The sequence below is a fragment of the Paramylibacter ulvae genome (assembly GCF_014652655.1).
GTDB lineage: Bacteria > Pseudomonadota > Alphaproteobacteria > Rhodobacterales > Rhodobacteraceae > Amylibacter > Amylibacter ulvae.
In genome coordinates this window covers 32,281-57,309 of the sequence record NZ_BMZF01000011.1, presented here as the reverse complement: position 1 = coordinate 57,309, position 25,029 = coordinate 32,281, and the positions used below count along the sequence as shown (strand labels likewise).

26 protein-coding genes are annotated in these 25,029 nt (G+C 51.1%); 19 read left to right on the top strand and 7 right to left on the bottom strand.

The genetic code is table 11. The features are described from left to right. Genes IE094_RS14465 through IE094_RS14445 form a run of 5 tightly spaced genes read left to right on the top strand, consistent with a single transcriptional unit; the run spans position 1 to position 4,422 of the window. Positions 1-891: an aldo/keto reductase gene (locus IE094_RS14465; RefSeq protein ID WP_189641429.1), complete on the top strand. Its 891-nt coding sequence runs from the start codon at positions 1-3 to the stop codon at positions 889-891. Next, a complete protein-coding gene (locus tag IE094_RS14460) occupies positions 891-1,409 on the top strand; it encodes a flavin reductase family protein (protein ID WP_189641428.1) in 519 nt (172 codons plus the stop codon). Before IE094_RS14465 ends, IE094_RS14460 begins: the two co-directional genes overlap by 1 nt. A 44-nt stretch (positions 1,410-1,453) precedes the next feature. Next, the gene (locus IE094_RS14455) at positions 1,454-2,044 is read left to right on the top strand and encodes a TRAP transporter small permease (RefSeq protein ID WP_189641427.1); all 591 of its coding nucleotides are present in this window, start codon (positions 1,454-1,456) and stop codon (positions 2,042-2,044) included. Continuing rightward, on the top strand, positions 2,044-3,333 hold the full coding sequence (locus tag IE094_RS14450; protein WP_189641426.1) for a TRAP transporter large permease: 1,290 nt from the start codon (positions 2,044-2,046) through the stop codon (positions 3,331-3,333). The genes IE094_RS14455 and IE094_RS14450 overlap by 1 nt, the downstream gene beginning before the upstream one ends. Before the next feature lie 30 nt (positions 3,334-3,363). Continuing rightward, positions 3,364-4,422: a TRAP transporter substrate-binding protein gene (locus tag IE094_RS14445; protein WP_189641425.1), complete on the top strand. Its 1,059-nt coding sequence runs from the start codon at positions 3,364-3,366 to the stop codon at positions 4,420-4,422. A 41-nt stretch (positions 4,423-4,463) separates the two neighbouring features. Here IE094_RS14445 and IE094_RS14440 read toward each other — a convergent pair whose 3' ends face one another. Beyond that, positions 4,464-4,949, bottom strand: a complete 486-nt coding sequence (locus IE094_RS14440; RefSeq protein WP_189641424.1) for a tetratricopeptide repeat protein — start codon at positions 4,947-4,949, stop codon at positions 4,464-4,466. A gap of 6 nt (positions 4,950-4,955) precedes the next feature. On the opposite strand from IE094_RS14440, the gene IE094_RS14435 reads away from it, so the two are divergent. Then, positions 4,956-6,245 carry a cytochrome-c peroxidase gene (locus tag IE094_RS14435; protein WP_229802368.1) on the top strand — a complete coding sequence of 430 codons (1,290 nt, stop codon included), beginning with the start codon at positions 4,956-4,958 and terminating at the stop codon, positions 6,243-6,245. On the opposite strand, the gene IE094_RS14430 is transcribed toward IE094_RS14435, so the two are convergent. The 3 genes from IE094_RS14430 to IE094_RS14420 form a co-directional block, all read right to left on the bottom strand. Then, the gene (locus IE094_RS14430; protein ID WP_189641423.1) at positions 6,242-7,738 is read right to left on the bottom strand and encodes a calcium-binding protein; all 1,497 of its coding nucleotides are present in this window, start codon (positions 7,736-7,738) and stop codon (positions 6,242-6,244) included. The genes IE094_RS14435 and IE094_RS14430 overlap by 4 nt on opposite strands. 105 nt (positions 7,739-7,843) lie before the next feature. Further along, complete coding sequence (gene ychF, locus IE094_RS14425) at positions 7,844-8,941, bottom strand: redox-regulated ATPase YchF (protein WP_189641422.1); 1,098 nt, start codon at positions 8,939-8,941, stop codon at positions 7,844-7,846. An 85-nt stretch (positions 8,942-9,026) separates the two neighbouring features. Next, on the bottom strand, positions 9,027-10,859 hold the full coding sequence (locus IE094_RS14420; RefSeq protein WP_189641421.1) for an ABC transporter ATP-binding protein: 1,833 nt from the start codon (positions 10,857-10,859) through the stop codon (positions 9,027-9,029). 282 nt (positions 10,860-11,141) lie between these two features. On the opposite strand from IE094_RS14420, the gene trpA reads away from it, so the two are divergent. Continuing rightward, the gene (gene trpA / locus IE094_RS14415) at positions 11,142-11,933 is read left to right on the top strand and encodes a tryptophan synthase subunit alpha (RefSeq protein WP_189641420.1); all 792 of its coding nucleotides are present in this window, start codon (positions 11,142-11,144) and stop codon (positions 11,931-11,933) included. Between the two features lie 156 nt (positions 11,934-12,089). Here the strand turns inward: trpA and IE094_RS14410 are convergent, their stop codons facing one another. Then, on the bottom strand, positions 12,090-12,425 hold the full coding sequence (locus IE094_RS14410; protein ID WP_308429227.1) for a winged helix-turn-helix transcriptional regulator: 336 nt from the start codon (positions 12,423-12,425) through the stop codon (positions 12,090-12,092). A 109-nt stretch (positions 12,426-12,534) separates the two neighbouring features. On the opposite strand from IE094_RS14410, the gene IE094_RS14405 reads away from it, so the two are divergent. The 12 genes from IE094_RS14405 (at position 12,535) to IE094_RS14350 (ending at position 22,521) form a co-directional block, all read left to right on the top strand. After that, the gene (locus tag IE094_RS14405) at positions 12,535-13,005 is read left to right on the top strand and encodes an SRPBCC family protein (protein ID WP_189641419.1); all 471 of its coding nucleotides are present in this window, start codon (positions 12,535-12,537) and stop codon (positions 13,003-13,005) included. 192 nt (positions 13,006-13,197) lie between these two features. Beyond that, positions 13,198-14,364, top strand: coding sequence for an alpha-hydroxy acid oxidase (locus tag IE094_RS14400; protein ID WP_189641418.1), 1,167 nt, complete (start codon positions 13,198-13,200; stop codon positions 14,362-14,364). Then, positions 14,348-15,106: a hypothetical protein gene (locus tag IE094_RS14395; protein WP_189641417.1), complete on the top strand. Its 759-nt coding sequence runs from the start codon at positions 14,348-14,350 to the stop codon at positions 15,104-15,106. The genes IE094_RS14400 and IE094_RS14395 overlap by 17 nt, the downstream gene beginning before the upstream one ends. Positions 15,107-15,188: 82 nt before the next feature. Next, positions 15,189-15,377 carry a hypothetical protein gene (locus IE094_RS14390; RefSeq protein ID WP_189641416.1) on the top strand — a complete coding sequence of 63 codons (189 nt, stop codon included), beginning with the start codon at positions 15,189-15,191 and terminating at the stop codon, positions 15,375-15,377. 92 nt (positions 15,378-15,469) lie between these two features. Further along, positions 15,470-16,141: a 50S ribosomal protein L25/general stress protein Ctc gene (locus IE094_RS14385; RefSeq protein WP_189641415.1), complete on the top strand. Its 672-nt coding sequence runs from the start codon at positions 15,470-15,472 to the stop codon at positions 16,139-16,141. Between the two features lie 74 nt (positions 16,142-16,215). Continuing rightward, positions 16,216-16,914, top strand: a complete 699-nt coding sequence (gene pth / locus IE094_RS14380) for an aminoacyl-tRNA hydrolase (protein ID WP_189641414.1) — start codon at positions 16,216-16,218, stop codon at positions 16,912-16,914. A 4-nt stretch (positions 16,915-16,918) separates the two neighbouring features. Continuing rightward, a complete protein-coding gene (locus IE094_RS14375) occupies positions 16,919-18,136 on the top strand; it encodes a serine hydrolase domain-containing protein (RefSeq protein ID WP_189641413.1) in 1,218 nt (405 codons plus the stop codon). Next, the gene (locus IE094_RS14370) at positions 18,126-18,815 is read left to right on the top strand and encodes a DUF4336 domain-containing protein (RefSeq protein ID WP_189641412.1); all 690 of its coding nucleotides are present in this window, start codon (positions 18,126-18,128) and stop codon (positions 18,813-18,815) included. Before IE094_RS14375 ends, IE094_RS14370 begins: the two co-directional genes overlap by 11 nt. Positions 18,816-18,923: 108 nt before the next feature. Further along, positions 18,924-19,490: a NifU family protein gene (locus tag IE094_RS14365; protein ID WP_189641411.1), complete on the top strand. Its 567-nt coding sequence runs from the start codon at positions 18,924-18,926 to the stop codon at positions 19,488-19,490. Further along, on the top strand, positions 19,480-20,121 hold the full coding sequence (gene tsaB / locus IE094_RS14360; RefSeq protein WP_189641410.1) for a tRNA (adenosine(37)-N6)-threonylcarbamoyltransferase complex dimerization subunit type 1 TsaB: 642 nt from the start codon (positions 19,480-19,482) through the stop codon (positions 20,119-20,121). The genes IE094_RS14365 and tsaB overlap by 11 nt, the downstream gene beginning before the upstream one ends. Beyond that, a complete protein-coding gene (gene rimI / locus IE094_RS14355; RefSeq protein ID WP_189641409.1) occupies positions 20,121-20,534 on the top strand; it encodes a ribosomal protein S18-alanine N-acetyltransferase in 414 nt (137 codons plus the stop codon). Before tsaB ends, rimI begins: the two co-directional genes overlap by 1 nt. Positions 20,535-20,637: 103 nt before the next feature. Further along, a complete protein-coding gene (locus tag IE094_RS14350; RefSeq protein WP_189641408.1) occupies positions 20,638-22,521 on the top strand; it encodes an SLC13 family permease in 1,884 nt (627 codons plus the stop codon). A 231-nt stretch (positions 22,522-22,752) separates the two neighbouring features. On the opposite strand, the gene IE094_RS14345 is transcribed toward IE094_RS14350, so the two are convergent. Together IE094_RS14345 and IE094_RS14340 are read right to left on the bottom strand one after the other, a co-directional pair. Next, positions 22,753-24,270 carry an AAA family ATPase gene (locus tag IE094_RS14345; protein ID WP_189641407.1) on the bottom strand — a complete coding sequence of 506 codons (1,518 nt, stop codon included), beginning with the start codon at positions 24,268-24,270 and terminating at the stop codon, positions 22,753-22,755. A 63-nt stretch (positions 24,271-24,333) separates the two neighbouring features. Then, positions 24,334-24,966, bottom strand: coding sequence for an acyl-homoserine-lactone synthase (locus IE094_RS14340; RefSeq protein ID WP_189641406.1), 633 nt, complete (start codon positions 24,964-24,966; stop codon positions 24,334-24,336). Positions 24,967-25,029 lie beyond the last annotated feature (63 nt).

Sequence of the window (25,029 nt, the reverse complement as noted above, 5' to 3'; positions counted from 1 at the left end):
ATGCAACGCATCCAACTTACCGATACACTTGAATTCAGCCGCATCGTTTATGGCATGTGGCGTGTTGCGGATGACAGCGATACATCCACCAAACATGTGCGCGCCAAAATCGACGCCTGTTTGGAACAGGGTATCACGACATTTGATCAGGCCGATATTTACGGCGATTATGGAGCCGAGGCGGTTTTAGGCGCGGCATTGGGTGAAAACCCATCATTGCGTGATCAAATGCAGATCGTCACCAAATGCGATATCGTTGCCCCCTGTGGCAAATACGCAGATGTGCCCGTAAAATATTACGACACATCGGCGGCACATATTAACGCATCCGTGGATGCATCCCTTGCCAATATGCAAATTGATCACATCGATCTGTTGTTGATCCACCGCCCTGATCCGATGATGGATCACTTGGAAACCGGTCGCGCATTGGATGCGCTGGTGGCATCGGGCAAGGTTGGCGCGGTTGGTGTATCCAATTTCCGCCCTTGGGATTGGAATCTGTTGCAATCGGGCATGAAAAACAAACTGGTCACCAACCAGATTGAATTGTCGCTGGGTGCGCATGATGGTTTCACCAATGGCGATGTGGCGTTTCATCAGCAACATGATACCGCGATGATGGCTTGGTCGCCCCTTGGCGGTGGTGATTTGATGACTGGTAACGGTGAATTGGCCAAGGCGATGGACATGGTTGCCTATGACAACGGTGTTGATCGCGCGGCGGTGGCTGTTGCTTGGTTATTGGCGCATCCTGCCAAAATCCTGCCAGTGATGGGTACGAATAATCTCAAACGTATCAAATCCATATCCGATGCGACCAAGGTGAATATGGATCGCATCACATGGTTCAAACTTTACACAGCAGCAATAGGACACGAGGTGGCATAATGGCAGATGGCGGCGGCAACATGACAACACGTTTCACACCAGATCCCGAAAACACGCGCCTGTTGCGCAACGCATTTGGGCGCTTTGCCACGGGTGTGACAGTGATCACATGCAACAGCGATGATGGCCCCGTTGGCATTACCGTCAACAGCTTTTCATCCGTATCGCTCGATCCAGCGCTGGTTTTATGGGCCCCTGCAAAATCGTCGCGTCGTTTTCGTTATTTTTCTGCTGCGAAACACTATGCAATCCATATACTTGATGTGGAACAGGCCGACATTTGCAACGGATTCGTCAAATCTGCACATGCCTTCGACGGGCTGGATTATATCGTGAACGCACAAAACGTGCCGTTGATCGAAAATTGCCTTGCGCGTTTTGAATGCACACAGGTCAATAATATCGATGGTGGCGATCACGCGATTATATTGGGACAAGTCACCAATGCAGAAATGCGCGATGGTGATGCGCTCGCATTTTACGCTGGACGCATGGGGGGATTGCCTCAACACGTCTAACACACGCGCAAGGGTGGAGGCTGCGCGCATAAAGGGAGGAATATATGGTCACATTATTGGCACTGCTAACGCCTGTTAGCATGGTGAACGCGTTCGTATTGCGATTTGGGCGTGCCATTGGCGTGTTTGCGGTTGCCATGATGGTAACGGCCATCCTTATCCAAGTTTTTTATCGCTATATCCTCAATAATGCGCTGCCGTGGCCTGATGAGGCTGCGCGTTTTTGCATGTTGTGGATGACAGGTCTGATGGCCCCCACCGCGTTTCGCCGTGGCGGGTTTGTTGCCATTGATATGATCACACGTTTTTTGCCCCGTGTGATCGGCGCAAGCCTATCTTTGTTTTTGCTCTGTGTATCCATGTTGGTGCTTGTCGTTGCCACCAAAATCGGCTGGTCAGAGGTCACAGGGTTTGGCGGGCGTTTCGCCACAGCATCGCTTTATGTGCCCACTTCATTTGCGTTTGATGAATGGTTTCGCGTGCCCCGCTCTTGGATGATGGCATCCATGTTGGTGGGCGTCATTTTATTGCTTGCGGTCAATATCGAATTAATCATGCGCAGCGTGATCACGCTGTTTGGTGGTGCTGCCGCCATGCCTGAAATTCGCAATGCTGAAACAGTGGGGACAGAATAATGTTGATATGGTTTTTACCGCTTTTCCTCTTGTTCCTGATGATCGGTCTGCCCGTGTTTTTCGGCCTGCTCGCCGCACCGGGCATACTGCTCTATCTCAACGGCCAAGAAAAAGATATCACTCTCCTGTATCGTAATGTTTATAATGGTATGGACAGCTTTCCATTGATGGCTATTCCGTTTTTCATGCTGGCGGGTGAACTGATGAACCGTGGTGGTATCACCATGCGTCTTGTTGAATTTTCCCAAGCATTCTTGGGGCACCTGCGCGGTGGGCTTGCCCATGTGAACGTGATGTCATCAATGTTATTTGCGGGGCTGTCTGGATCTGCCGTGGCGGATACATCCGCATTGGGGTCAATGTTAATCCCAGCGATGGAAAAACAAGGCTATACTCGCCGCTTTGCCGCCGCGATCACGGCGGCGAGTTCCGTGATCGGCCCGATCATTCCGCCATCGGGGATCATGATTATTTATGCATATGTCATGGGCGAAAGCGTCGCCGCGTTGTTCCTTGCGGGGATTGTGCCAGGTGCAATGGTTGGCATCGGTTTGATGATCATGGTCAAATTCATGGCCGACAAATACGATTTTCCTGTCGCCACGCGTAAACACACATGGGGTGAACGTGGTCAGGCCAGCCTCAAGGCATTCTTTCCCCTGCTCACACCTGTGATCATTTTGGGCGGCATTTTGGCGGGTGTTTTCACCCCGACAGAGGCCGCAGCCGTTGCCGTTGCATATGCGCTCATCATCGGGCTGTTCGTGTTGCGTACCCTTAAAATCGGTGATTTGCCCGATGTGCTTGCACGCTCTGGCCTGACATCCGCTGTGGTGTTGTTGCTGGTGGGTGCTGCCATGGCCTTTAAAACCGTCGTCAGCCTGTCGCACGCACCAGAACAGCTTGCCGCATTCATTTTGACCCTATCGGAAAACCCGCTGATCCTGTTGTTCTTGATCAACTTGTTGTTGTTTATCGTTGGGATGTTTTTGGATGCGGGACCTGCGATTATTATCCTTGGCCCGATCTTGGGGCCGATATTCACCAGCCTTGGCGTTGATCCGATCCACTTTGCCATTATCATGTCGGTGAACCTGACCGTGGGTCTGGCGACACCGCCGATGGGGCTTGTGCTGTTTGTGGCATCTGCCGTGTCGGGCGAACGGGTTGAATCCATCGCCAAGGCAATCTTGCCATTCCTATTGGTTGAAATCATCGTGATATTCTTGATCACATATATTCCCGCCATTTCAATGACAATCCCGCGTTTAACAGGGTTTGCGAACTAACCACCCAACAGAGTATTCGGAGGAAACATAATGCTCAAACAAACATTTAAAACACTGGCACTCGCCGCCATTTTGGCTGGCACGGCCATCAGCGCCACCGCCGCTGATTACAAAATCCGCGCAACCGCCAATTCAAATGAAAACGACGAAGACTACGATGGTCTGGTCGTGTTCAAAAACTACGTCGAGGCCGCATCAAACGGCGCGATCGAGGTGGAATTGTTCATCGGCACGCAACTGTGTTCAAACGGTGCGGAATGTTTGCAAGGTGTCGCCGATGGTACGGTTGATATCTATATCTCTACATCAGGTGGTGCATCTGGCATTTTCCCATATGTTCAGGTTCTTGATCTGCCATATTTGATGGCCGATGACCGTGTTGCAGAACATGTTTTGTCTGGTGATTTCACCCGTCAAATGCGCGCAATGGCACTAGAGGATTCAGGCGATGCGATCCGCTTGATGACCATTGGGAACACAGGTGGCTGGCGCAACTTTGCCAACACAAAACGCCGTGTTGCAGAACCAAAAGACATGGAAGGCTTGAAAATCCGCACCGTGGTTGCCGACCTACCGCAAGAATTGGTAAAATCACTGGGCGCATCACCAACACCGATCCCATGGCCTGAATTGTTCACATCATTCCAAACGGGTGTTGTGGAAGGTTCCAAAAACGGCATCACCGATATCATGGGGATGAAATTCCCAGATGCGGGTCTGCAATATGTCACCCTTGATGGCCATGCATACATGGGCGCGTTGTGGTGGATGTCAAACCAAACATTCATGGACATGCCAGAAGAAATGCGCGCCGTTGTGGTTGATGGGTTCTATGCCCTGCAACAGGCAACATTCGCATCACCAAAACGCAAATCCATCGCAGCATACGAAGAATTCGTTGCAGGTGGCGGTGATTTATACGTTCCAACACCAGATCAAAAGGCCGCATTCGCAGAGGCCGCAACGCCTGTTTATGACTGGTTCAAATCAAACGTCACACGTGGCGAAGAAGTGTTTAACGCACTGACCACTGCCGTTGATGCCGCCAATGCCGAAATCGGCGCTGCGCGCGCAGCAGACGTAAAATAACCCCCCGGGTGCGTGGGAAGCCATGCACCCCCACCTTTGGATTATCGAAACGGATACATCCACACCTTGTAATCATCGACCAGAATATGCGCCTTTTCAATTTCAGCTTTGGTCATTTTTTTCACGACCTCTTCCAGCGAAATCGCCGCATCGGGATCGCCGCCAATTGCGCTGAGCGTGTACCACATATAGGCGCGCACCAAATCCACCGCCGGCAAACCGCGCCCCACCTCATAATACCAACCAATCCCCGATTGCGCCCCCGCGTGCCCCTTCATCGCGGCGCGCAGATACCATTCAAACGCACGTTGATCGTCGCGTTCAACGCCTTGACCCATGGCATACATTACGCCAATCAATTCTTCGGCGTCGGCATTGCCCGAACGCGCAGCGGGCCAAAATTCCGCGAACGCTTGTTCGAATTGCCCCGCCTCCATCAAATCACGCCCCGTTTCCACATCCGCCAATGCACCGTGGGGAAAAACGGGTGTTGTCGCCAACAGAAAAATGCCAAAAAATTTGCGCATCTTGTGATCCTTTGTACTGGTCTGGGTGCATCGGCATTTGCGGGGGAAACCCCATATGACGACCCCAATGATTTTCTGCCCTATGATGCAAAACAGGCGGCATTGGGACAATTGTTATTTTACGATAAAATCCTGTCAGGGAATAAAAACATTGCCTGTTCCACCTGTCACCACCCCGATTTTGGCACGGGGGATGGTTTATCGCTTGGCATTGGCGAAGGCGGCGTTGGTTTGGGCACCAATCGCCACGCGGGCACGGGCGACAGCCGTATCAAAAAACGGATCCCACGCAATGCGCCCGCGTTGTGGAATTTGGGCGCCAAGGATATAAACGTTATGTTTCACGATGGGCGTTTGTCGTTTTCAGATGTCTATGGCAACGGGCTTGATTCACCCGCTCAAGAATGGCTGCCCGAAGGGTTCACATCGATTTTGGCCGCACAGGCGATTTTTCCACTGGTTGCGCAATTTGAAATGGCGGGCAATCCCAGCGAAAATGAAATCGCAGGTGCTGTGCATGATCGCATCGATGCGGCGTGGCCGATCTTGGCCAAACGCGTGCGCGTGATCCCCGAATACGGGCAACGCTTTGTCGATGCCTACCGCCATATCCAAACCCCTGAACAGGTCACAATCGCCGATATTGGCAATGCGCTAGCCAGTTTTATTTCCTTTGAATGGCGCAGCATGGACAGCCCGTTTGACGCCTATCTGATGGGTGATGAAACCGCGATGATACCGGATCAGATCGCGGGAATGGAATTGTTTATGGGGCGGGGAAATTGCGCATCCTGTCACGTTGAGCCGTTGTTTAGCGATCAAAAATTTTACGCGCTTGGTCTGCCTGCATTTGGGCCTGGGCGCACACGCACATTCGATTTTATCGCGCGCGATGTTGGCAAAATGGGGCATAGCGATGATCTGGCCGATGCTTATCGTTTTCGCACGCCGATGTTGCGCAATGTGGCCTTGACCGCACCCTATGGTCACAACGGCGCCTATCCCGATTTGCGCGGGATTATTGAACATCATTTAAACCCCGAAAAATCACGCGCCAATTGGCACCCCGATCTGGCCGCCCTGCCCGATGCGCCGTGGTTGGCGGAAATCGATTTTATCGTCCAACAAGATACGCGCGAAATGGCACGCCAAGCGCGCGCAATAGATATCAAACCCGTGGATTTGGACGATATGGAAATTGACCAGCTCATCGCGTTTATGCACGCGCTGACAAGTGATACACGCCAACGGTTGGGCATTCCCAATTCCGTGCCCAGCGGTTTGCCACTGGATTAAATAAAAATGAAATCTTCGTTGGTGAAATCATCTGCGTAAAATCTTTCTTCGCGGTGGTTTTCAATGCGAATTGTTTCGCCACCAATCACGATTACCGCACCAAATGATCTGCTTCTTATATCCAAACTATCCACATGCCCGACCAGATCAAATTGCGACAGATCAATCACATCTTTGCCCAGTTGAAAATCGGTGATGATATCGCGCCGCCCATCGGGTGCAAAAACAAAGGTGTCATTCCCTGTTCCACCTGTCAGAATATCCCGCCCTGCACCGCCATCAATCATGTCATCCCCAGCACGCCCATTGATGTGATCGCCATTGCCAGCGCCAAACATAATGTCATTATCGGCACTGCCGATCAGGTTATCCGCATCCCCCGCACCATTGATCACATAGCCTGTGTTTTGCGGGGTATAGGTGAATTGGGTCATGGCGTGTTCACTACTGCTGCCTACAAATAATTGGATTGTATCATCCAATATTACCAGTTCCATTGTGCTAATGTTATTCAGCGCCGTTTCAAAATCATCGGCCAAGACTTCACGCAATTGCAATTGCCCATCGGATGTCAATTCAAACACCGTGATCCCATCATCCGACCCGGCCACAAAAACATATGCACGCCCATGATGCGCAATGGTTTCAACGATGCTGGCATCCTGAAACCGCGTATCACGCCCATCCAAAACATGATCGGTTTGAGTCAGATGCCCATGATTATTGATATGATAGACGGTCACGCTATTCGTGCCTGCGGATGTAAGAACCGCAAAATGCATTTCCCCAACCGCAACAATATCAACATCCGTTGACAACGCCAAACCCGCCCCATGATCAGGTGAAACCGTATCACGCGTGCGCAAATTTCCGTGCCGCCCAACAACATAGGTTTGAATGCCCGCATCAATTCCCGACACAGTAATTAAAAAGGTGCGATCCCCGATTGTGACACTATCCATCGCGGTGACATCGCCCAAATGCGTATCACTTGTATCGTCATATCCGCGTTTTTGGCGAAAGCTAAGATCATTCATGATCCGATAACTTTCAATCCCTGATTGCCCGTTGCGAATGACAAATGTGAATGTTTTTCCATCCAGTTGCACCGTATGAGTCAGCGTGAAATGCCCGTAATCTGTCGCATCGCCAGAAATGTTAAATTCATTGTCGAGCTTTCCCGAGCTATCAATGGGAACCAATGCAGCGTTATCGTCATATCGCCCCGACGTGAGCAAAAATGTTTCACCATTATGCGTGATCAATTCAAACCCAGAAAGCGTGTTTGATCCCGTTTCGTCACCCTCCGACAGGCCACCACGGCGGCGCGGTTCTGCGTCCGGATAAATGTAGTAAACCGCAAAATTCCCTCGTGCTTCGCTGCCTGTTACCAAAAACACGCGACTGCCCGAAAAGAAAACGGCGAAATCATTGACGCCGACCAAATTACCATTGCCTTGACGAAATAGCGTACCCACCACGCTGAGCGTCATATCCCATCACTCCTATGCCCGATTGCAAGGGTGACAACATGATTGTTCCACCTCTTACCCCACGGGCAGGATGGGTGATAGATGCTTAACGGTTGTTAACGGGGCTTAGGTATTAAACAGAAAATGCAACACATCGCCGTCAGACACGATATAGGATTTTCCTTCGGCGCGCATTTTGCCCGCTTCTTTGGAACCCTGTTCGCCGTTATTGGCGATGTAATCGTCATAAGCGATTGTTTCCGCACGAATAAATCCACGTTCAAAATCACCATGAATTACGCCTGCGGCCTGTGGTGCGCTGGTGCCAACCTTGATTGTCCATGCGCGAGTCTCTTTTGGGCCAACGGTGAAATATGTTTGCAATTTTAACAAATCATAGCCTGCGCGAATGACGCGGTTCAAACCCGCCTCTTCCAGACCCAATTCTTCCAAGAACATTTCCGCGCCTTCGTCATCCAGCTGGCTGATCTCTTCCTCAATCGCGGCGGACACCACAACAGATGCCGCACCTTGTTCGGCGGCCAATTTGGCAACCGCATCGGAATGGGCGTTGCCTTTGGCGGCGTTTTCTTCTTCGACGTTGCAGACAAACAAAACGGGTTTGGATGACAGCAATGTCAGGCTGTTCCACAATTTGCGTTCATCATCGGCCACCTCGACCGTGCGCGCGGGCTGACCAGATTCAATTGCAGCCTTGGCCTTGTCCAACAAATCCTTGGTGGCGACCGCTTCTTTGTCACCGCCTTTGATTTTACGCACCAGATTTTGCAGACGTTTTTCAATGCTTTCCAAATCGGCCAGCATCAATTCGGTTTCAATGGTTTCCGCATCTTCAATCGGGTTAACGCGCCCATCAACATGGGTGATGTCATCGTCTTCGAAACAACGCAAAACATGGGCAATCGCATCACATTCACGAATGTTGGCCAAGAATTGGTTGCCCAGCCCCTCGCCCTTGGACGCGCCCTTTACCAAACCTGCGATATCCACAAATGTCATACGCGCAGGCAGGATGGTTTTGGAACTGGCAATTGCCGCCAATTTATCCAGACGTTCATCGGGCACGGATACCTCGCCCACATTGGGTTCGATGGTGCAAAATGGGAAATTCGCTGCCTGTGCCGCCGCGGTGCGGGTCAGCGCGTTGAACAATGTCGATTTACCTACGTTTGGCAGGCCAACAATACCAGTTTTAAAACCCATTTTGGATGCTCCGATGCTATGCAATAATCCGTTTTGCAGCATCTAGCCTTGGCGGGGTGAAAACACAAGCCCCGCCAAGTTTTCGTTATTCATCAACGCCCAGAAACCCGCCTGATTGACGCGCCCAAAGTTCTGCGTAAATACCGCCACTTGCCAGCAATTCATCATGGCTGCCATCCTCAACCACCGCGCCCTCGTCCAGCACCACAATGCGATCCATCTGTGCGATGGTGGACAAACGGTGCGCAATGGCGATCACGGTTTTATTTTCCATGATATCAAACAACGTATCTTGAATGGCGGCCTCGACCTGGCTGTCCAGCGCCGATGTCGCCTCGTCTAGGATCAGGATCGGCGCATCCTTTAATATCACACGCGCAATCGCCACACGTTGGCGTTGCCCGCCCGATAATTTCACACCGCGCTCGCCCACATGGGCATTATACCCTGTGCGCCCTTTTGGGTCTTCCAGATCAAGAATGAATTCATGAGCTTCGGCCTTTTGCGCCGCTGCAATCATTTCATCCTCGCTCGCGTCGGGGCGACCATATAACAGATTGGCACGCACGGATCGGTGCAACAGCGAACTGTCTTGGGTCACCATGCCGATTTGGCGGCGCAGGCTGTCTTGGGTCACATCCGATACGTTTTGCCCATCAATGGTGATTTCGCCCTGCTCCGCATCACGAAACCGCAACAAAAGGTTCACAAGGCTGGATTTCCCAGCACCCGAACGCCCAATCAAACCAACGCGTTGCCCCGCAGGGATATGCAGATCAATACCGTTCAACCCACCCTGATCCTTGCCGTAATGATGGCTCAATCCGCTGATATGGATTGCGCCATGATCGACAACCATTTCGGGTGCGCGCGGCGCATCCACCACGGCCTGTGGTTTGGCGATGGATTCCAATCCTTCGCGGATCACACCTGCATGTTCAAACAGGCGAATGGTTACCCACATGATCCAGCCGCTCATCCCGTTTAATCGGATGGTCAGCGCAGATGCCGCCGCCACCTCGCCAATGGTGACATGTCCATTGATCCACAACCAAATCGCTGGGCCAACAACCCCCACCATCAACGCCCCATTGAGCAAGTTCAGCCCAAACGACATTTCCGTCATAAGACGCAAAAACCGTTGAAACCGTAGCCGCAATCGACGCAGTGCGGATAATGCATATGCCTCTTCGCTGGCGCCATGTGCGAATAATTTCACCGTTTCGATATTGGAATAGGCATCAACAACCCGCCCCGTCACCAATGATCGCGCCGCCGACCATTTTTCCGATGCAACCGACACACGCACCGCAATGCGGCGTACATATAACATGTATAACACCAGCCAAATAGCCAAAGGTGCGCCAAGGCGAATATCAATTTGTGACAGGATCAAAATCGCACCCAACACATATGTGGTGGCGTACCAGATGCCTTCAAACGCCATATAGGTGGAATCCTCCACCGCTGGCCCCAATTGCATCACACGATTGGACAGACGCCCAGCAAAATCGTTTTGGAAAAACGATGATGATTGCCCCAACATATGTTTATGCGCACGCCAACGGGTTTGATCCTGTAAATTTGACGCAAGCGTTTGTTCCAAAAAGAAATGGTTCAACGTGATTATCACAGGGCGCAAAAACAGGATGAAGATAATCACAAGGATCAATTCAAACCCATGCTGTCCCCAAAACGCATCGGGGCTGCTTGCGCCCATCAAATCAATGATACGCCCCGAATAAAAAATTAGCCCGCTTTCCATCAGCGCAACCAAAACACCAGTCAGCGCCATCCAAGGCAGCCATTTTTTAAACGGCGCTAATTGTTGCACCATATAGGGCCACAATTTTGCGGGCGGCGTACCATCGGGCACGTTTTCAAAGGGACGGATAAGGTTTTCAAATTTACGAAACATCGGGGTGCCTTTCTACGGGCAAAAACAGGAATTGTGATTAACTCTGGGCGCATCCAAAACGACAGCCCAATTGGACCAGCGTTCAGCGCAGTGGCGGGGTCCAAATATAGTTCATCAACAATCCTCCGATGTGTTTCGTGGGTCTTAATTATTTCCAGATGCTTTCAAAGTCAACTCTGGTGTCTTTGGAAATCTAGGTGGACTGAACCCCTTCGTCGCTTTGCCATTGATTTTCTGAAATATTTCCAGCAAACCACACCAAACGGTTTTCAAGGGGTGGTTATGACTCGTATTGCTGCAAAATTTGCTGATCTGAAATCGCAGGGGAAATCTGCCTTTGTGTCTTATATCATGGCGGGTGATCCCGATTATGATACCACCCTTGCGGTGATGAACGGATTGCCAGGTGCGGGTGTTGATATCATCGAACTTGGCGCACCGTTTACCGATCCAATGGCCGATGGCCCCACCATTCAATTGGCGGGTCAACGCGCACTTGACGGTGGCATGACGTTGAAAAAGACGCTGCAACTGGTCACTGAATTTCGCAAAACCGATGACACCACACCGATTGTGTTGATGGGATATTACAACCCGATTTACAGCCACGGCGTTGATGCATTTCTGGTGGATGCCAAAGCGGCGGGTGTTGATGGGTTTATCGTCGTGGACCTGCCCCCCGAAGAAGACAGCGAGCTGTGCATTCCTGCGGGCAAGGCAGGCATTGATTTTATTCGCCTGACAACCCCCACCACCGATGAACGCCGCCTGCCAACGGTTTTGCCAAACACATCTGGCTTTATCTATTACGTCGCGATCACGGGGATCACAGGATCTGGTTCGGCCAGCCCAGAAACCGTTGGGCGCGAAGTTGCACGCATTAAACAAAGCACCGATTTACCCGTCTGCGTTGGTTTTGGGATCAAAACCCCGCAAGACGCCGCCGCAATGGCCGCCGTCGCCGATGGCGCGGTTGTGGGTTCCGCAATCGTACAAAAACTGGCCGACGGCGATAGCGTTGAAACCGTGTTGGATTTCGTCAAAGAATTGGCAGACGGCGCGCATAGCGCGTAAATTGAATCAACTCTGTCTGATTGATATTTTGTGCGGCAGTGTGAGCCGAACGGCAGGTATGGGGACGAATCTACCATTTAAGATTGCTTCGGCAAGGTCTGTTTTCCTTAGGGTTTCTTCAATTTCCAGCCATATTACGCAGCGGCATCGCGGCATTTATGGTGCATTTGACGAACGCTTTCGTGTTTCCCACCATGAGTGCATTTCCTTGAATGCGGGCATCAGCCCGACGCCGTCTTCGGTGGCGCTGTATTCAACTTTTGGAGGCACCTCAGCATAGACCACTCTTTTGACGAGACCATCGCATTCCAGATCCCGTAGTTGCTTTGTCAGCATCGTCTGTGTGATTTCAGGGATCGCTTTCCGAAGCTCCCCAAATCTCTTTGTCCCATCAAAGATGAGTATCTGCAGTATCGACAGCTTCCATTTTCCACCGATCATCGCGAAGACAAGTGGTGCGGGGCAAAGGTTCGAACTGGTATCGTCTTGCAATTGAAGCTCCAATAGTATCGTTTTGATACTTAAGTATCAAAATACTGCCTACTTTTCAAACCGAATGAGTTAAGTATGTTTAGATCAAACCACCTCAATGGAGCTTATCTTGATCGAACTGTCAAAAAACTATGAAGAAACCATCCAAGTGTCTGCATCTCAGGAGGCCTGTTTCCAAGCTGTCGCGACACAGATGGACAAGTGGTGGACCCAGTCCACCGAAGGGGGCCTCAACGGGGTTGGTGACATAGTGACTGCGCGGTTCCCGCCCGACTATGGGTTTTGGACGTTTGAGGCCACATCTTTCGAAAGTCCCAACCGCATCGAGATGATATGCACTGATGCGCACCACAAAGTCGAAGGCCAACCGAAGGAGATCGATCAAGAGTGGCTGGGAACAAAGATCATTTGGGAATTCAAAACGGTTGGATACAAGACCGAGATCAAGATGATACATGATGGACTAACGCCGACGCTGAATTGTTGGGGGATTTGCCTTGATGGCTGGAACCACTTCTTCAAAAACAGTCTGAAGTCGTTCTTGTGTGGCGAAGAGCCAAGCCCACATGTCTCAACTTAGCAGACATTCATCCAACGCGTAGCATCAGTGAGTCTGGGCTCAAAGCTGACATTCGCTTTAAACCACCTTAAACACGCATCTTCAGCGTTTTTCAACATCCAACCGAACGACTCCACCAATTGGTAAGAAAATATTGCCAATTTGCAAAAACCTTGAAACAATGGCGGCATCACAACGATAAGGGCCGCGCATATGCCACCGATCACTACGATTGACGATCTCAAAACCATTTACAAACGCCGTGTGCCAACGATGTTTTATGATTACGCCGAAAGCGGATCGTGGACGGAACAAACATTTCGCGAAAATGTTTCGGATTTTGAAAAAATCCGTCTGCGCCAAAAGGTGGCGGTAGATATGACCAACCGATCAACGGCCACCACGATGGTTGGCCAAGATGTGGCGATGCCCGTCGCCCTTGCCCCCGTTGGATTAACGGGGATGCAACACCCAGATGGGGAAATTAAAGCCGCGCGGGCTGCGGAAAAATTCGGGGTGCCATTCACCCTGTCCACCATGTCGATCTGTTCAATCGAAGATGTCGCCGCCCACACCACAAAACCATTCTGGTTTCAGCTTTATGTGATGAAAGATCGCGATTTTATCGAACGCCTGATTGATCGGGCCAAGGCGGCGGGCTGTTCCGCGCTTGTCCTGACATTCGATCTGCAAATTTTGGGACAACGGCACAAGGACATTAAAAATGGCCTGTCTGCCCCGCCCAAGCTGACCATTCGCAATATGATTGATATCGGTCTGCGCCAACGGTGGGCATGGGGGATGCTGGGAACAAAACGGCGCAGTTTTGGCAATATTGTCGGGCACGCCAAGGGCGTTGGGGATTTATCATCCCTGTCCTCTTGGACGGCAGAACAATTTGATCCTGCGCTCAATTGGGATGATATCGCTTGGATCAAGGAACGCTGGGGTGGCCCGTTGATCCTAAAGGGTATTTTGGATGTGGACGATGCACGCCGCTCGGTCGATAGCGGCGCAGATGCGTTGATCGTGTCAAACCACGGCGGGCGCCAATTGGACGGGGCATTATCATCCATCCGCATGTTGCCAGACATCGTTGATGCGGTGGGTAAGGATATCGAAATCCACATGGATGGCGGCATTCGATCGGGCCAAGATGTGCTCAAGGCCGTGGCACTTGGTGCAAAATCAACCTATATCGGGCGCAGCTTTATTTACGGGCTTGGCGCGATGGGCGAAAATGGCGTTACCGCTGCGCTTAATGTCATTCACAAGGAATTGGATACCACAATGGCGTTGTGCGGTGAACGTCTTATCACCAATATGTCACGTGATAACCTGTTGATCCCAAAAGGGTTTCGCGATGAATTCGCCGACTAAACCAGAACCGTGGTTAATTATCACCATGCAACGCTGTGGCGGCACCAGCCTCTCACAGTTTTTGGATGCTTGTTCGCCGTTTGACACCGCCCAAGACGAACCATTCCTGCGCGCACGCCAATATGGTTTTGCCACGCAACGCCACCGCGAAAATCCAGATATCGCGCGATTAACCGGTGACCTGTACAGTGTTTTGAAAAAACGCGAAAATATCAAACATTGCCTGTGCACTGCACATCCTGACATCACCAATATCTTGCTGGATTTGGCGCATGACATGAACCGCCCCGTGATTTTGTTGCTGCGCCACGATGAAATCGCACGGTTCCGAAGTTTGATGATCGCCAAATCAACCAAGCTTTGGTTTCGCAACCGCCCCAAGATTTTCAACACTCGCTTACAAAAGCTGAAATCTGGCGAAGCCACCGCCAAGCCGATCAATCTGGAAAAGGCCGCGAGCCGCATGGGGCATTTCTTGGATTTGAAAAACCAAACACTCGCGCATATTGATCAAATCAAGCTGTCCCCGCTGCACATCTTTTACGAAGACTTTTATCAACCACAAACGCTGGCACAAAACGCGATTGATTTGGCGAAACAGCTTGGCATGGATTGCGCACCCGATGCGCCGCATCTGGCGCGATTGCTGAGCATAGATCCAAACAAACATCGCGCCCAAATTGAACAATTGCCACCCAATTTACCTGCGTTTGATGAAATGTTGAAAAAATTGCAACCATAGATTGCATTTACCAAATATCACCCCTAAGGTGTCAGTACTAGGGACACACAACACGCAATGCATAACTTCTGTAGGGGGGAGAATGCGCATCATTAAAGATACGATTCCAGAATCGATAATAAAACGCTATCACAAATCAGAGGAAAAGGCTTTCGGCTCGCTCGAAAACTTTGTTCATCACATTATTTCGTCTGATTTCGACAGTTTCGAACCACCAGAACAGCCAAAGGTGCAATTTAACCCACGTATTGTGCAATCTACGGGTAAATAATCACTTTCCTTTGGGCGCAATCCATCCTATATGCAGCGCTTCACGCGGCACTGCACCCTTGGAGGAGGCCGCATAACCTTAGGAGAATTACTATGGCTGGGAAAATTCCTGATCTAGAAGTCATGGCGCGTACGGGGACAGGCAAGGGGGCCGCCCGATCTGCACGCCGTGAGGGTCTTGTACCTGGTGTTGTATATGGCGGTGGCGCCGAGCCACAAGCGATTACAATCCCGTTCAACGTTTTGTTGAAAAAACTAAAAGACGGTGGATTTATGTCCACCCTGTTCAACCTGAAAATCGAAGGCCAAGAAGATGTGCGTTGCGTATGTCGTGGTGTTCAACGTGATGTTGTCAAAGATTTGCCAACACACCTTGACCTGTTGCGCCTGAAACGCGACAGCCGCATCAACATGAACATCCACGTTGAATTCATCAACATGGAAACATGTGTTGGTCTGAAAGCAGGCGGTACATTTAACGCCGTGCGTCCAGAAATCGAATTGGTTGTAACCGCGGGTGATATCCCTGAACAAATCGTCATCGATGTTGAAAACATGGAAATCGGCGATTCAATCAGCATCTCTGACGTGACATTGCCAGAAGGCACACGCCCTGTGATTACTGATCGTGATTTTGTAATCGCGAACGTTTCTGCACCATCTGCGTTGAAATCTGATGATGAAGACGAAGACGAAACAGATGCAAGCACAGAAGAAGGTGCAGAAGAAGCATCAGCAGAAGGCGAAGAAGCAAAAGAAGAATAAATTCTTTTGTATTGCTAAATTTGAAACGCCCGCATCACTTGCGGGCGTTTTTATTTGCGCATATCAGTAAACCCATGAAATTATTTGTTGGTCTTGGTAACCCCGGCGCGAAATACGCGCAGAACCGTCATAACATTGGGTTTATGGCGATGGATGAAATTGCGCGCGATCACGGGTTTTCCCCGTGGCGGGCCAAATTCCAAGGCCAAGTCGCCGATGGCCGCTTGGGCGGGCAAAAGGTGGCGTTGTTAAAACCCGAAACATTCATGAACCTGTCTGGGCAATCGGTGAATGCAGCGATGCAGTTTTACAAAATTGACCCTAGCGATGTGACCGTGTTTCACGATGAATTGGATCTGGCGCCTGCGAAATGTCGCGTCAAAATGGGTGGTGGTCATGCGGGGCATAATGGGCTGCGTTCCATTCACCAACATATCGGCGCGGATTATCAACGTGTGCGCATGGGCATCGGGCATCCCGGACACAAAGACCGCGTTGCGGCCTATGTTTTACATGATTTTGCGAAATCGGACGCCGAATGGCTTGATGATGTGTTGCGCGGGTGTGGCGATGGTGCACCGCATTTGGCCGATGGCGACAACGGCAAATTCATGAATGCGGTGGCGCTGCGCGTAAACCCAAATCACAGCGCGCCCAAGGAAACGGCCAAGCCCGCAAAACAGCCAACGCAAAAACAGGCCAAGGATGACGTGCCTGCGCCCACAGACAATCGCAGTGCGATGCAAAAATTAATGGATAAATTTAACAGGTAACAATATGTCCCTTGCCCAACTGAGCGATACTGCGACCCTCGTTCTGCGCCATCTTGTGCGGCTTGATTTTGCGGGGATCAAACGGTTGGGGCGGGTGAACAAATTGTTTGCACCTGATAAAATCGTGCATAATTTCAGCAATATGAATGAATTGCTGTATTTTACAGATATTCAGACCAACACCAACAACCCAAGCCCCCTGCCCAGCCAGCCACATGATATGCCCATTGGCATGACCCATCTGGGGCAATCAACCGCATTTGATGAATGGATGAAACGGCGCGCATTAACCGCGATGGTGGTGATCAAAGACAGCACAATCGTGCACGAGGATTATTTTCAAGGCACAGCCCCCGATGATCGGCGCATTTCATGGTCGATGTGCAAAAGTGTTACGTCATTATTGCTGGGCGCGTTGATCGACAAAGGCTTGGTTGATCCATCCGCACTGGATCGTAAAATATCAGATATCGTGCCACGCTTGGTCGGTACGGGATATCACGATGTCACGCTGCGCAATGTGTTGAACATGGCCAGCGGTGTCGCGTTTAACGAGGATTATTTGGATTATAATTCCGACATTAACCGCATGGGTCGTGTGCTCGCACTTGGCGGATCAATGGATGAATTTGCCGCTGGGCTGACAACTGACATCGCGCCAAACACATATAATCATTATGTATCCATTGATACGCATGTCATTGGCATGGCCATTCGCGCCTTGATGAATACGGATATATTGCCCCTGTTCATCACCCATATTTTTGATCCACTGCGCATTGAAACGCCGCCCTTTATCATGACCGACAGCATGGGCGAACCGTTTGTATTGGGCGGATTGAACATGACCACACGTGATTATGCGCGTATCGGTTTATTGATTGCAAATGGTGGTACGGTTGATGGTGTACGGGTTGTGTCCAAAGAATGGATCACACAATCCACCACCCAATCCGCGCCACCCCCCCTGCCCGAAAAAATCGGCACACCAGAGGGTGAACTTGGATATGGATATCAATGGTGGCTGCCGCCCCATGCGGTGGCGGGTGAATGTTTTGCCATCGGGATTTATGGCCAATTCATTTATATCAACCCAGATGAAAACGTGGTGATTGCGATCAATTCGACGGATGTGAATTTCAAAGACGGCAATGGTGCACCCGCGCTGGAAAACATTGCAATGTTTCGCACAATTACGCGGCATTTGAACAATGCTGGTTGAATTTGGCAGCGATATCTGGATTGCCGACGGCAAAGTGGTCAGCGTTGCAGGATTTCAATACCCCACCCGCATGGCGGTGATACGCCTGTCGGATGGAACCCTGTTTATCTGCTCACCCGTGGCGATGGATAATAATTTGAAAAATGCAGTTGATGCCATTGGCATGGTTGCCCATATCGTTGCGCCAAATTCATTACATCATTTGTTTTTGCCTGAATGGATCGCAGCATATCCCAATGCACAAATCCACGGCGCGCCCAAGTTGGCGCAAAAACGCAAAGACATCACATTTGATAGCGAATTGTCTGATATACCTGCCCCAGCATGGGACGGGCAGATTGATCAGGTGATGATGCGATGCGCAATCACAACAGAGGTGGTGTTTTTTCATCGCGCCAGTGGGACGGTGATATTTACCGACCTGTTGCAACAATTTCCAAAGGGCTGGCACAAAGGGTGGCGTGCGATTGTTGCACACCTTGATCTGATGGTTTGTGATGAACCAACCGTGCCGCGTAAATTTCGGATGAGCTTTGTAAATCGCAAGGCGGCGCGTGCAAAACTGCGCAAAATTTATGACTGGCCCGCGCAAAAGGTTTTGATGGCACATGGCACGCCCGTTGAAACCGATGCACCGCCATATTTGCGCCGCGCATTTTCTTGGTTATCACCCAGCTAGCCAATGATTTCACACCGCCGTGAGATAAAGAATTAGAATCATTCTAAATCTTGACTTCCCCACCCCATAGGCGCATATTCTGATCAAACCACACAAGGATATGTGATCATGTTCATTCAAACGGAATCAACACCAAACCCAGCGACGCTGAAATTTTTGCCCGGTCAAACGGTTATGGCTGCTGGCACAGCGGATTTTCCATCCGCTGATGCGGCGCACAGCTCGCCACTTGCACAGCGTATATTCGCGGTGGATGGCGTATCTGGCGTGTTCTTTGGCCCTGATTTTGTGACGGTAACAAAAACCGATGCGATGGAATGGGATCATATCAAACCTGCGATCCTTGGTGCGATCATGGAACATTTCCAATCGGGCGCACCCGTGATGGATGGTGCAGACGCGGATGCCGCAGGTGGCCACGCCGAACACAGCGGCGAAGATTCCGAAATTGTGGATCAAATCAAAGAATTGCTTGATACCCGTGTGCGCCCTGCAGTGGCACAAGACGGTGGTGACATCACATTCCACGGTTTTGATCGCGGCGTTGTATACCTGCATATGCAAGGTGCCTGTGCGGGCTGCCCATCATCAACGATCACGTTGAAAATGGGGATTGAAAACCTGTTGCGCCATTACATCCCAGAAGTGACAGAGGTACGCCCCGTTGCCGCCTAAGCTGATATTGGCATTTGATACATCGGCCGCGCATTGCGCGGTCGCTTTGGTTTTGGGCGATCGGGTTTTGGCCGATGTGGCCGAACCCATGACCAAGGGTCAGGCCGAACGTCTGTTCCCACTGATCGAACAGGTGTTAACCGATACAGGTCACACATATGACGATCTAGGCGCGATTGGCGTGGGTGTGGGCCCCGGTAATTTCACAGGTGTGCGCATATCCGTATCCGCCGCGCGTGGATTGGCGTTGGCACGCAATATTCCCGCCATTGGCATATCACGACTGGCGGCAATGGCATATGGTGCAACGGGTGTGAACCAGATCGTTTTGGATGCACGGCGTGCACGTATTTACACACAAGAATTTCACGCTGGCAAAGCAACCAATGATCCCAAAATGATCGCGGTTGATGAAATGTCGGGTGATCAGGAACAGATCATCCTTGCGCCACAAGATGTTGATCTTATTGAACGTTTCAAAATAGCCCAATTGCCAAAACACAGCATTGCGTTGGCAACGGCATATTTGGCGCATGACCGATTTGATGATGATAACCCGCGCCCCGCGCCATTATATCTGCGCGATGCAGATGCGGCTGTTTCATCCGATCCCCTGCCCACGATATTGTAATGGACGCGACAGAACTCGCATCGATACACGCCGCGTGTTTTCAAACCCCGCGCCCATGGTCGGCAACCGAATTTGATGCCCTGCTCGCCAGCAAAGGCGTGTTTATTTGCACCGCGCGTGATGGGTTTATCATGGGGCGCATCGTTGCCGATGAGGCGGAATTATTAACCATCGCGGTGTTACCCCGCGCACGGCGCAACGGCATTGCCACCACATTGATGCGGGCATTTGATGCCCATCTCAACTCACATAACGTGTCCGAGGTGTTTTTAGAGGTCAGCTCTGAAAACCAAGGCGCGATTGCGCTTTATCATCGGTTCAACTTTGACATGGCGGGAACACGCAAAGGGTATTATCAAACCCCAGATCTGCGCAAAATAGATGCGCTGGTGATGCGAAAAGTGATTTTGTGAATAGCAGATCGCCACTTTTGTATACAAAAATACAAGCAGAGTCCTTGCTCCACTATGCCAGCTAGCCTATAGGTGAATCAATGCGATTTACCTGTGAGAGAACATGGATACCATCACCCTGACCACTGAAATGATTGCCGTTTTATGCATCATTGGCTTTACCGTTTTTCTGTTTATTTCCGAAATTGTGCGTGTCGATCTGGCCGCGATCATGGTCATGGTTTTGTTGGGGGGGTTAAGTTACTTGCCTGGGCTTCAAAATCTGGCGGATGTCACGCATCTGTTTGATGGGTTTGCATCCAATGCGGTGATTTCAATTATTGCGGTGATGATTATCGGTGCGGGGCTGGATAAAACTGGATTGATGTCCAAGGTGGCCTCAATGATTTTGAAATATGGTGGCAGTACCGAAAAGCGCATTATACCCGTGATTTCTGGCACGGTTGGGTTTATTTCCAGTTTCTTGCAAAATGTTGGGGCGGCGGCATTGTTCGTGCCCGTCGTGAGCCGCATTTCCGCACGTACAGAAGTGCCGATGAGCAGATTGTTAATGCCTATGGGGTTTTGTGCGATTTTGGGCGGCACAATGACGATGGTGGGATCCTCGCCGTTAATCTTGTTGAACGATTTGATCGTGACGGCGAACAAGGATTTGCCCAGTAATGCGCAGATGGAACCGTTTGAATTATTCGCCGTCACCCCTGTTGGCGCATCATTGGTTTTGACGGGGATTTTGTATTTCGTATTATTTGGTCGCTGGGTGTTGCCCAACAAACCATCGCGAACAAATGGTGCATCTGGCCAATCAATGAAGGAATATATGAAGCGCGTTTATGGGTTAAAGGCCGATATATGTGAGGTCGAAATTCCCAAGGGCAACCTGTTGGTAGGCGAAGCATTGGGCGATATTTGCGATGCGCATCATCTGTATGTGATTGGGTATTATCACAACGGCAACAAGGTTTTTCCACCCGTGTTGACCAACCCAATTGAAACGCCCTGTCGTTTGGCGATTTTGGGGCGGCGCAAGGTGATCCAAGAGATGTGCGACACTTACGGTTTGAACCTGTTGGACAAATTGGAAGTGTTTGCCGAAGACGTTGCCGCGACAAAATCAGGTGTGGCGGAATTGGTTATTCCACCCGATTCCAACATTATTGGCACCACCGCGCGTGAACGCCGTTTTCGCGCAACCCTTGGGATTAGCTTGCTTGCCATTCACCGCGGCGAGGAAACATTTAGCCATGTTGAAACCCAAGAACATGAATCCACGCGTATCGGCACGATCCCATTTCAGGTGGGCGACACCTTGGTTGTGCATACCGAATGGGAAAGCCTGACACGCCTAAAGGATGACAAGAATTTTGTGATCGTTACATCCGATTACCCACAAGAAGAGCTGCGCCCGCACAAGGTTGGCTGGGCATTGGTATTTTTCCTGATTGCGCTGGGGCTTATTTTATTTAGCGATGTGCGCTTATCCTTGTGTTTATTGGTCGGTGCGGTTGGCATGATCACCACCAAGGTTTTGAACATCGACGAGGCGTATAATGCCGTTGGTTGGAACACCGTGTTTTTGCTGGCAAGTTTGATCCCGCTGGGACAGGCCGTGCAAACCACCGGCACGGCGGAATGGATTGCGCAACAGGTGTTGTTCCTGTTGGATGGTTGGCCGATTTGGGCACTGCAAGTGGGTGTTGCGATCCTTGCCACCATATTCACGCTCGTGATGTCCAATGTGGGCGCAACAGTGTTGTTGGTGCCACTGGCCATAAGCATTGCATTGGCGGCGGGTGGTGATCCTGCAATTTTCGCGCTGACCGTGGCGATTTCCACATCCAATTCATTCCTAATCCCAACCCATCAGGTGAACGCGCTGATCATGGGTCCAGGTGGTTACAAAGTGACGGATTTCTTGCGCACAGGCGGGATGATGACCGTGCTGTTTTTAATCGTGTCCATGGTGATGATGAATATCGTATTTTAGCACAAACGCCCCACGGCCCAATTTGGCGGCGGGGTTTGTGTAAATAATGATAAAGGCGGGCCCACCATTGTGGTTGTGTATATCAGGTCTGTCGAACCTGTTCCCATTGGGGTTTTAATCCCACTCACCAGTGATAATCGGAAAATCCCGCATGTGCAGGATCGTACCACGTTTTGACGTCGGGGATGTTATACCCTGATTATGATTAGGATTGCGTAAGTGATGCGTACGCTAACCAGCATCGGGTGCTTGTAACACCAATTCAGCGGGTGTTGTTTGGCGCAGATCAGCCACCGTCAACGGAGCATCGGGGCGCGCCAGACGGTATCGTTTCACCCAGAACAATCGTTCGGATGCGCGTGTGATTGCGACATAGGCCAAGCGTTTCCACAATGGTATCCCTGCCTCCATGCGCCCTGCGCGGCTGGCGGCGTAAATATCGGGGGCGAACACCTGAACATCATCCCATTGTGAACCCTGAGCCTTGTGAATGGTACAGGCCGCACCATGAACGAATGCCGCGCCCATACGCGCAGCCGATGGGATAAACGGTTCATCCTCGTCAGGCATTTCGATTTTGATAATGGTGGCGGCGGAAACTTGAGGGTCTTCTGCGCCCAGAACATGCAGGCGGGAAAACCCAACCTTTTTCCCTGCACCAAGATACACACATTGCGCACCTTTGATCAGGCCGCGTGCTTCTAAATCAATACGTTTTTTGCGGTGTTTGGCGGGCAACTCGATCCCATCGCAAATCAATGGTTCGCCCTCCAACAACATATCAGGCGGGGCACCATATGCGTTGCGAAACGCATGGATAAGGCGAATACGTGTGGCATTGCGCCAGACCAACACAGGGGATCGCGCCATCAAGCTGGCCTGAACACTGGGGGCGAGCACGACGCGATCATCTTTTGCCGCGGCGGTTTCGATCATGCGTTCAAACTGATCGAATGTCAGGCTCTCATCACCAAGAGCGTGGGCGAGATCAAGGATCGGGTTATCATCGGCCTGTCGGTGAATGCGGTTAAGAAACATTTTGCGGCTGTCGCGAATGCTTTCGAACGCCATGGATCCGCTCTGCCCCACGGGGGCGAGCTGTGCTGGATCCCCAAACAGAACGAGTGTGGTAAATATTTCCTTTAGGTCATCCATTTGCTTGTCGTCCAACATCGAGCTTTCGTCGATGAAACCGATATCAAGCGGGTCTTCGCGCCGTTTCCAGCCCGTGATAAAATCAGACCCGCGCAAACCCGCCGTGGCCATCGCCCCTGGGATGGATTTATTCAACGCATAAAACGCAGCGGCACGATCAAGGGCGGCATCTGTCAGCCCTTCCACCTTGGGGCGTTCACCCCGCCCTTCCAGCCATTCGGCGATTTTTTCATATTCAGGGTCATAAACAGGCGTGTATAAAATGCGGTGGATTGTGGTGGCGGCAACGCCGCGATTGCGCAACACCGATGCGGCCTTATTCGTGGGGGCAAGGATGGCCAAGGTGCGCCGATCTTTGCGCGATTTTCCCTCGTAGTCGCCCGAAATGATATCAACGCCAGCGCCATTCAGTGCCTCTGCCAACTTGGCGAGCAATAGGGTTTTGCCCGACCCCGCCTTGCCCAAAATCGCCATCATTTGGAACCCTGCGGAGGCCTCGGGCAATAGGACTTCGTTTTCGATATCAACGCCCGCGGCCAAAAGTGCCGTTGTCACCGCGTCATATGCGGCGGCTTGGTCGTCGGAGTATTGCATTGGCGGGTCCTGTCGTTTTTCGCCAACCTAACCCGCCGATGAAAAATGCACCAGCACCAAGCGTTATGCGGCGATGGTTTTTACCCCGCCAAACGCACGTTCGAACCACAGCGTAGATATTTGTGGTGATACGCCCGCATTTTGTGCCAATCTGTGGCGCACGGTTTGGGAAAAATCCCACAGCCCGACATAGATTTTATCGCGCCCTGCACCCGTTGTGCCCAAGATTTCAGGCGGCCACCCAAGGCGGCGATAAATGCGCACCATGCGCGGATCAAACACCCCAACCGCCCGATCAAGCCCCATGCCAATGCCAATTTCACACCCCGCCAGCATCAATGCGGCCGATATGCGCCCCGCCTGTTCACCCAGATCAGGGGACAAACAAAACCGCGTGCTTTCCCATATTTTGGGGTCACTGATTTTGCGCCCTGCAACGTTTGAAAAATGTTCATTCACCATGCAACGCCCCGACGTGGGCATCGCGCGCATTGACCCGCCATGCGTGCCATCTGGTTTTCGCCAGATCGCATAAAGCGGGTTCATATCATCGTATTCGTCACGTTCAAACCCGGTGGCATCCACATCCACATCCCATTTCAACCGTTGGCGGAATTGCCACGCGCGATCGGTAAACATTGAATTGTGCAGCTTAGTTTGTTGAGCAAGTTGGTCAGCGTAAAGATAGGTTAGCATGATAATCCTCCATAGGGAGGTGCTAACGCGATCGTGGTTAAGGGCTGTTAACCATAGCGTACG

Excerpts from the sequence above, each read along its gene's own strand:
- IE094_RS14465 (WP_189641429.1), top strand. The coding sequence starts at position 1 with ATGCAACGCATCCAACTTACCGATACACTTGAATTCAGCCGCATCGTT.
- IE094_RS14460 (WP_189641428.1), top strand. The coding sequence starts at position 891 with ATGGCAGATGGCGGCGGCAACATGACAACACGTTTCACACCAGATCCC.
- IE094_RS14455 (WP_189641427.1), top strand. The coding sequence starts at position 1,454 with ATGGTCACATTATTGGCACTGCTAACGCCTGTTAGCATGGTGAACGCG.
- IE094_RS14450 (WP_189641426.1), top strand. The coding sequence starts at position 2,044 with ATGTTGATATGGTTTTTACCGCTTTTCCTCTTGTTCCTGATGATCGGT.
- IE094_RS14445 (WP_189641425.1), top strand. The coding sequence starts at position 3,364 with ATGCTCAAACAAACATTTAAAACACTGGCACTCGCCGCCATTTTGGCT.
- IE094_RS14440 (WP_189641424.1), bottom strand. The coding sequence starts at position 4,949 with ATGCGCAAATTTTTTGGCATTTTTCTGTTGGCGACAACACCCGTTTTT.
- IE094_RS14430 (WP_189641423.1), bottom strand. The coding sequence starts at position 7,738 with ATGACGCTCAGCGTGGTGGGTACGCTATTTCGTCAAGGCAATGGTAAT.
- ychF (WP_189641422.1), bottom strand. The coding sequence starts at position 8,941 with ATGGGTTTTAAAACTGGTATTGTTGGCCTGCCAAACGTAGGTAAATCG.
- IE094_RS14420 (WP_189641421.1), bottom strand. The coding sequence starts at position 10,859 with ATGTTTCGTAAATTTGAAAACCTTATCCGTCCCTTTGAAAACGTGCCC.
- trpA (WP_189641420.1), top strand. The coding sequence starts at position 11,142 with ATGACTCGTATTGCTGCAAAATTTGCTGATCTGAAATCGCAGGGGAAA.
- IE094_RS14400 (WP_189641418.1), top strand. The coding sequence starts at position 13,198 with ATGCCACCGATCACTACGATTGACGATCTCAAAACCATTTACAAACGC.
- IE094_RS14395 (WP_189641417.1), top strand. The coding sequence starts at position 14,348 with ATGAATTCGCCGACTAAACCAGAACCGTGGTTAATTATCACCATGCAA.
- IE094_RS14390 (WP_189641416.1), top strand. The coding sequence starts at position 15,189 with ATGCGCATCATTAAAGATACGATTCCAGAATCGATAATAAAACGCTAT.
- IE094_RS14385 (WP_189641415.1), top strand. The coding sequence starts at position 15,470 with ATGGCTGGGAAAATTCCTGATCTAGAAGTCATGGCGCGTACGGGGACA.
- pth (WP_189641414.1), top strand. The coding sequence starts at position 16,216 with ATGAAATTATTTGTTGGTCTTGGTAACCCCGGCGCGAAATACGCGCAG.
- IE094_RS14375 (WP_189641413.1), top strand. The coding sequence starts at position 16,919 with ATGTCCCTTGCCCAACTGAGCGATACTGCGACCCTCGTTCTGCGCCAT.
- IE094_RS14370 (WP_189641412.1), top strand. The coding sequence starts at position 18,126 with ATGCTGGTTGAATTTGGCAGCGATATCTGGATTGCCGACGGCAAAGTG.
- IE094_RS14365 (WP_189641411.1), top strand. The coding sequence starts at position 18,924 with ATGTTCATTCAAACGGAATCAACACCAAACCCAGCGACGCTGAAATTT.
- rimI (WP_189641409.1), top strand. The coding sequence starts at position 20,121 with ATGGACGCGACAGAACTCGCATCGATACACGCCGCGTGTTTTCAAACC.
- IE094_RS14350 (WP_189641408.1), top strand. The coding sequence starts at position 20,638 with ATGGATACCATCACCCTGACCACTGAAATGATTGCCGTTTTATGCATC.
- IE094_RS14345 (WP_189641407.1), bottom strand. The coding sequence starts at position 24,270 with ATGCAATACTCCGACGACCAAGCCGCCGCATATGACGCGGTGACAACG.
- IE094_RS14340 (WP_189641406.1), bottom strand. The coding sequence starts at position 24,966 with ATGCTAACCTATCTTTACGCTGACCAACTTGCTCAACAAACTAAGCTG.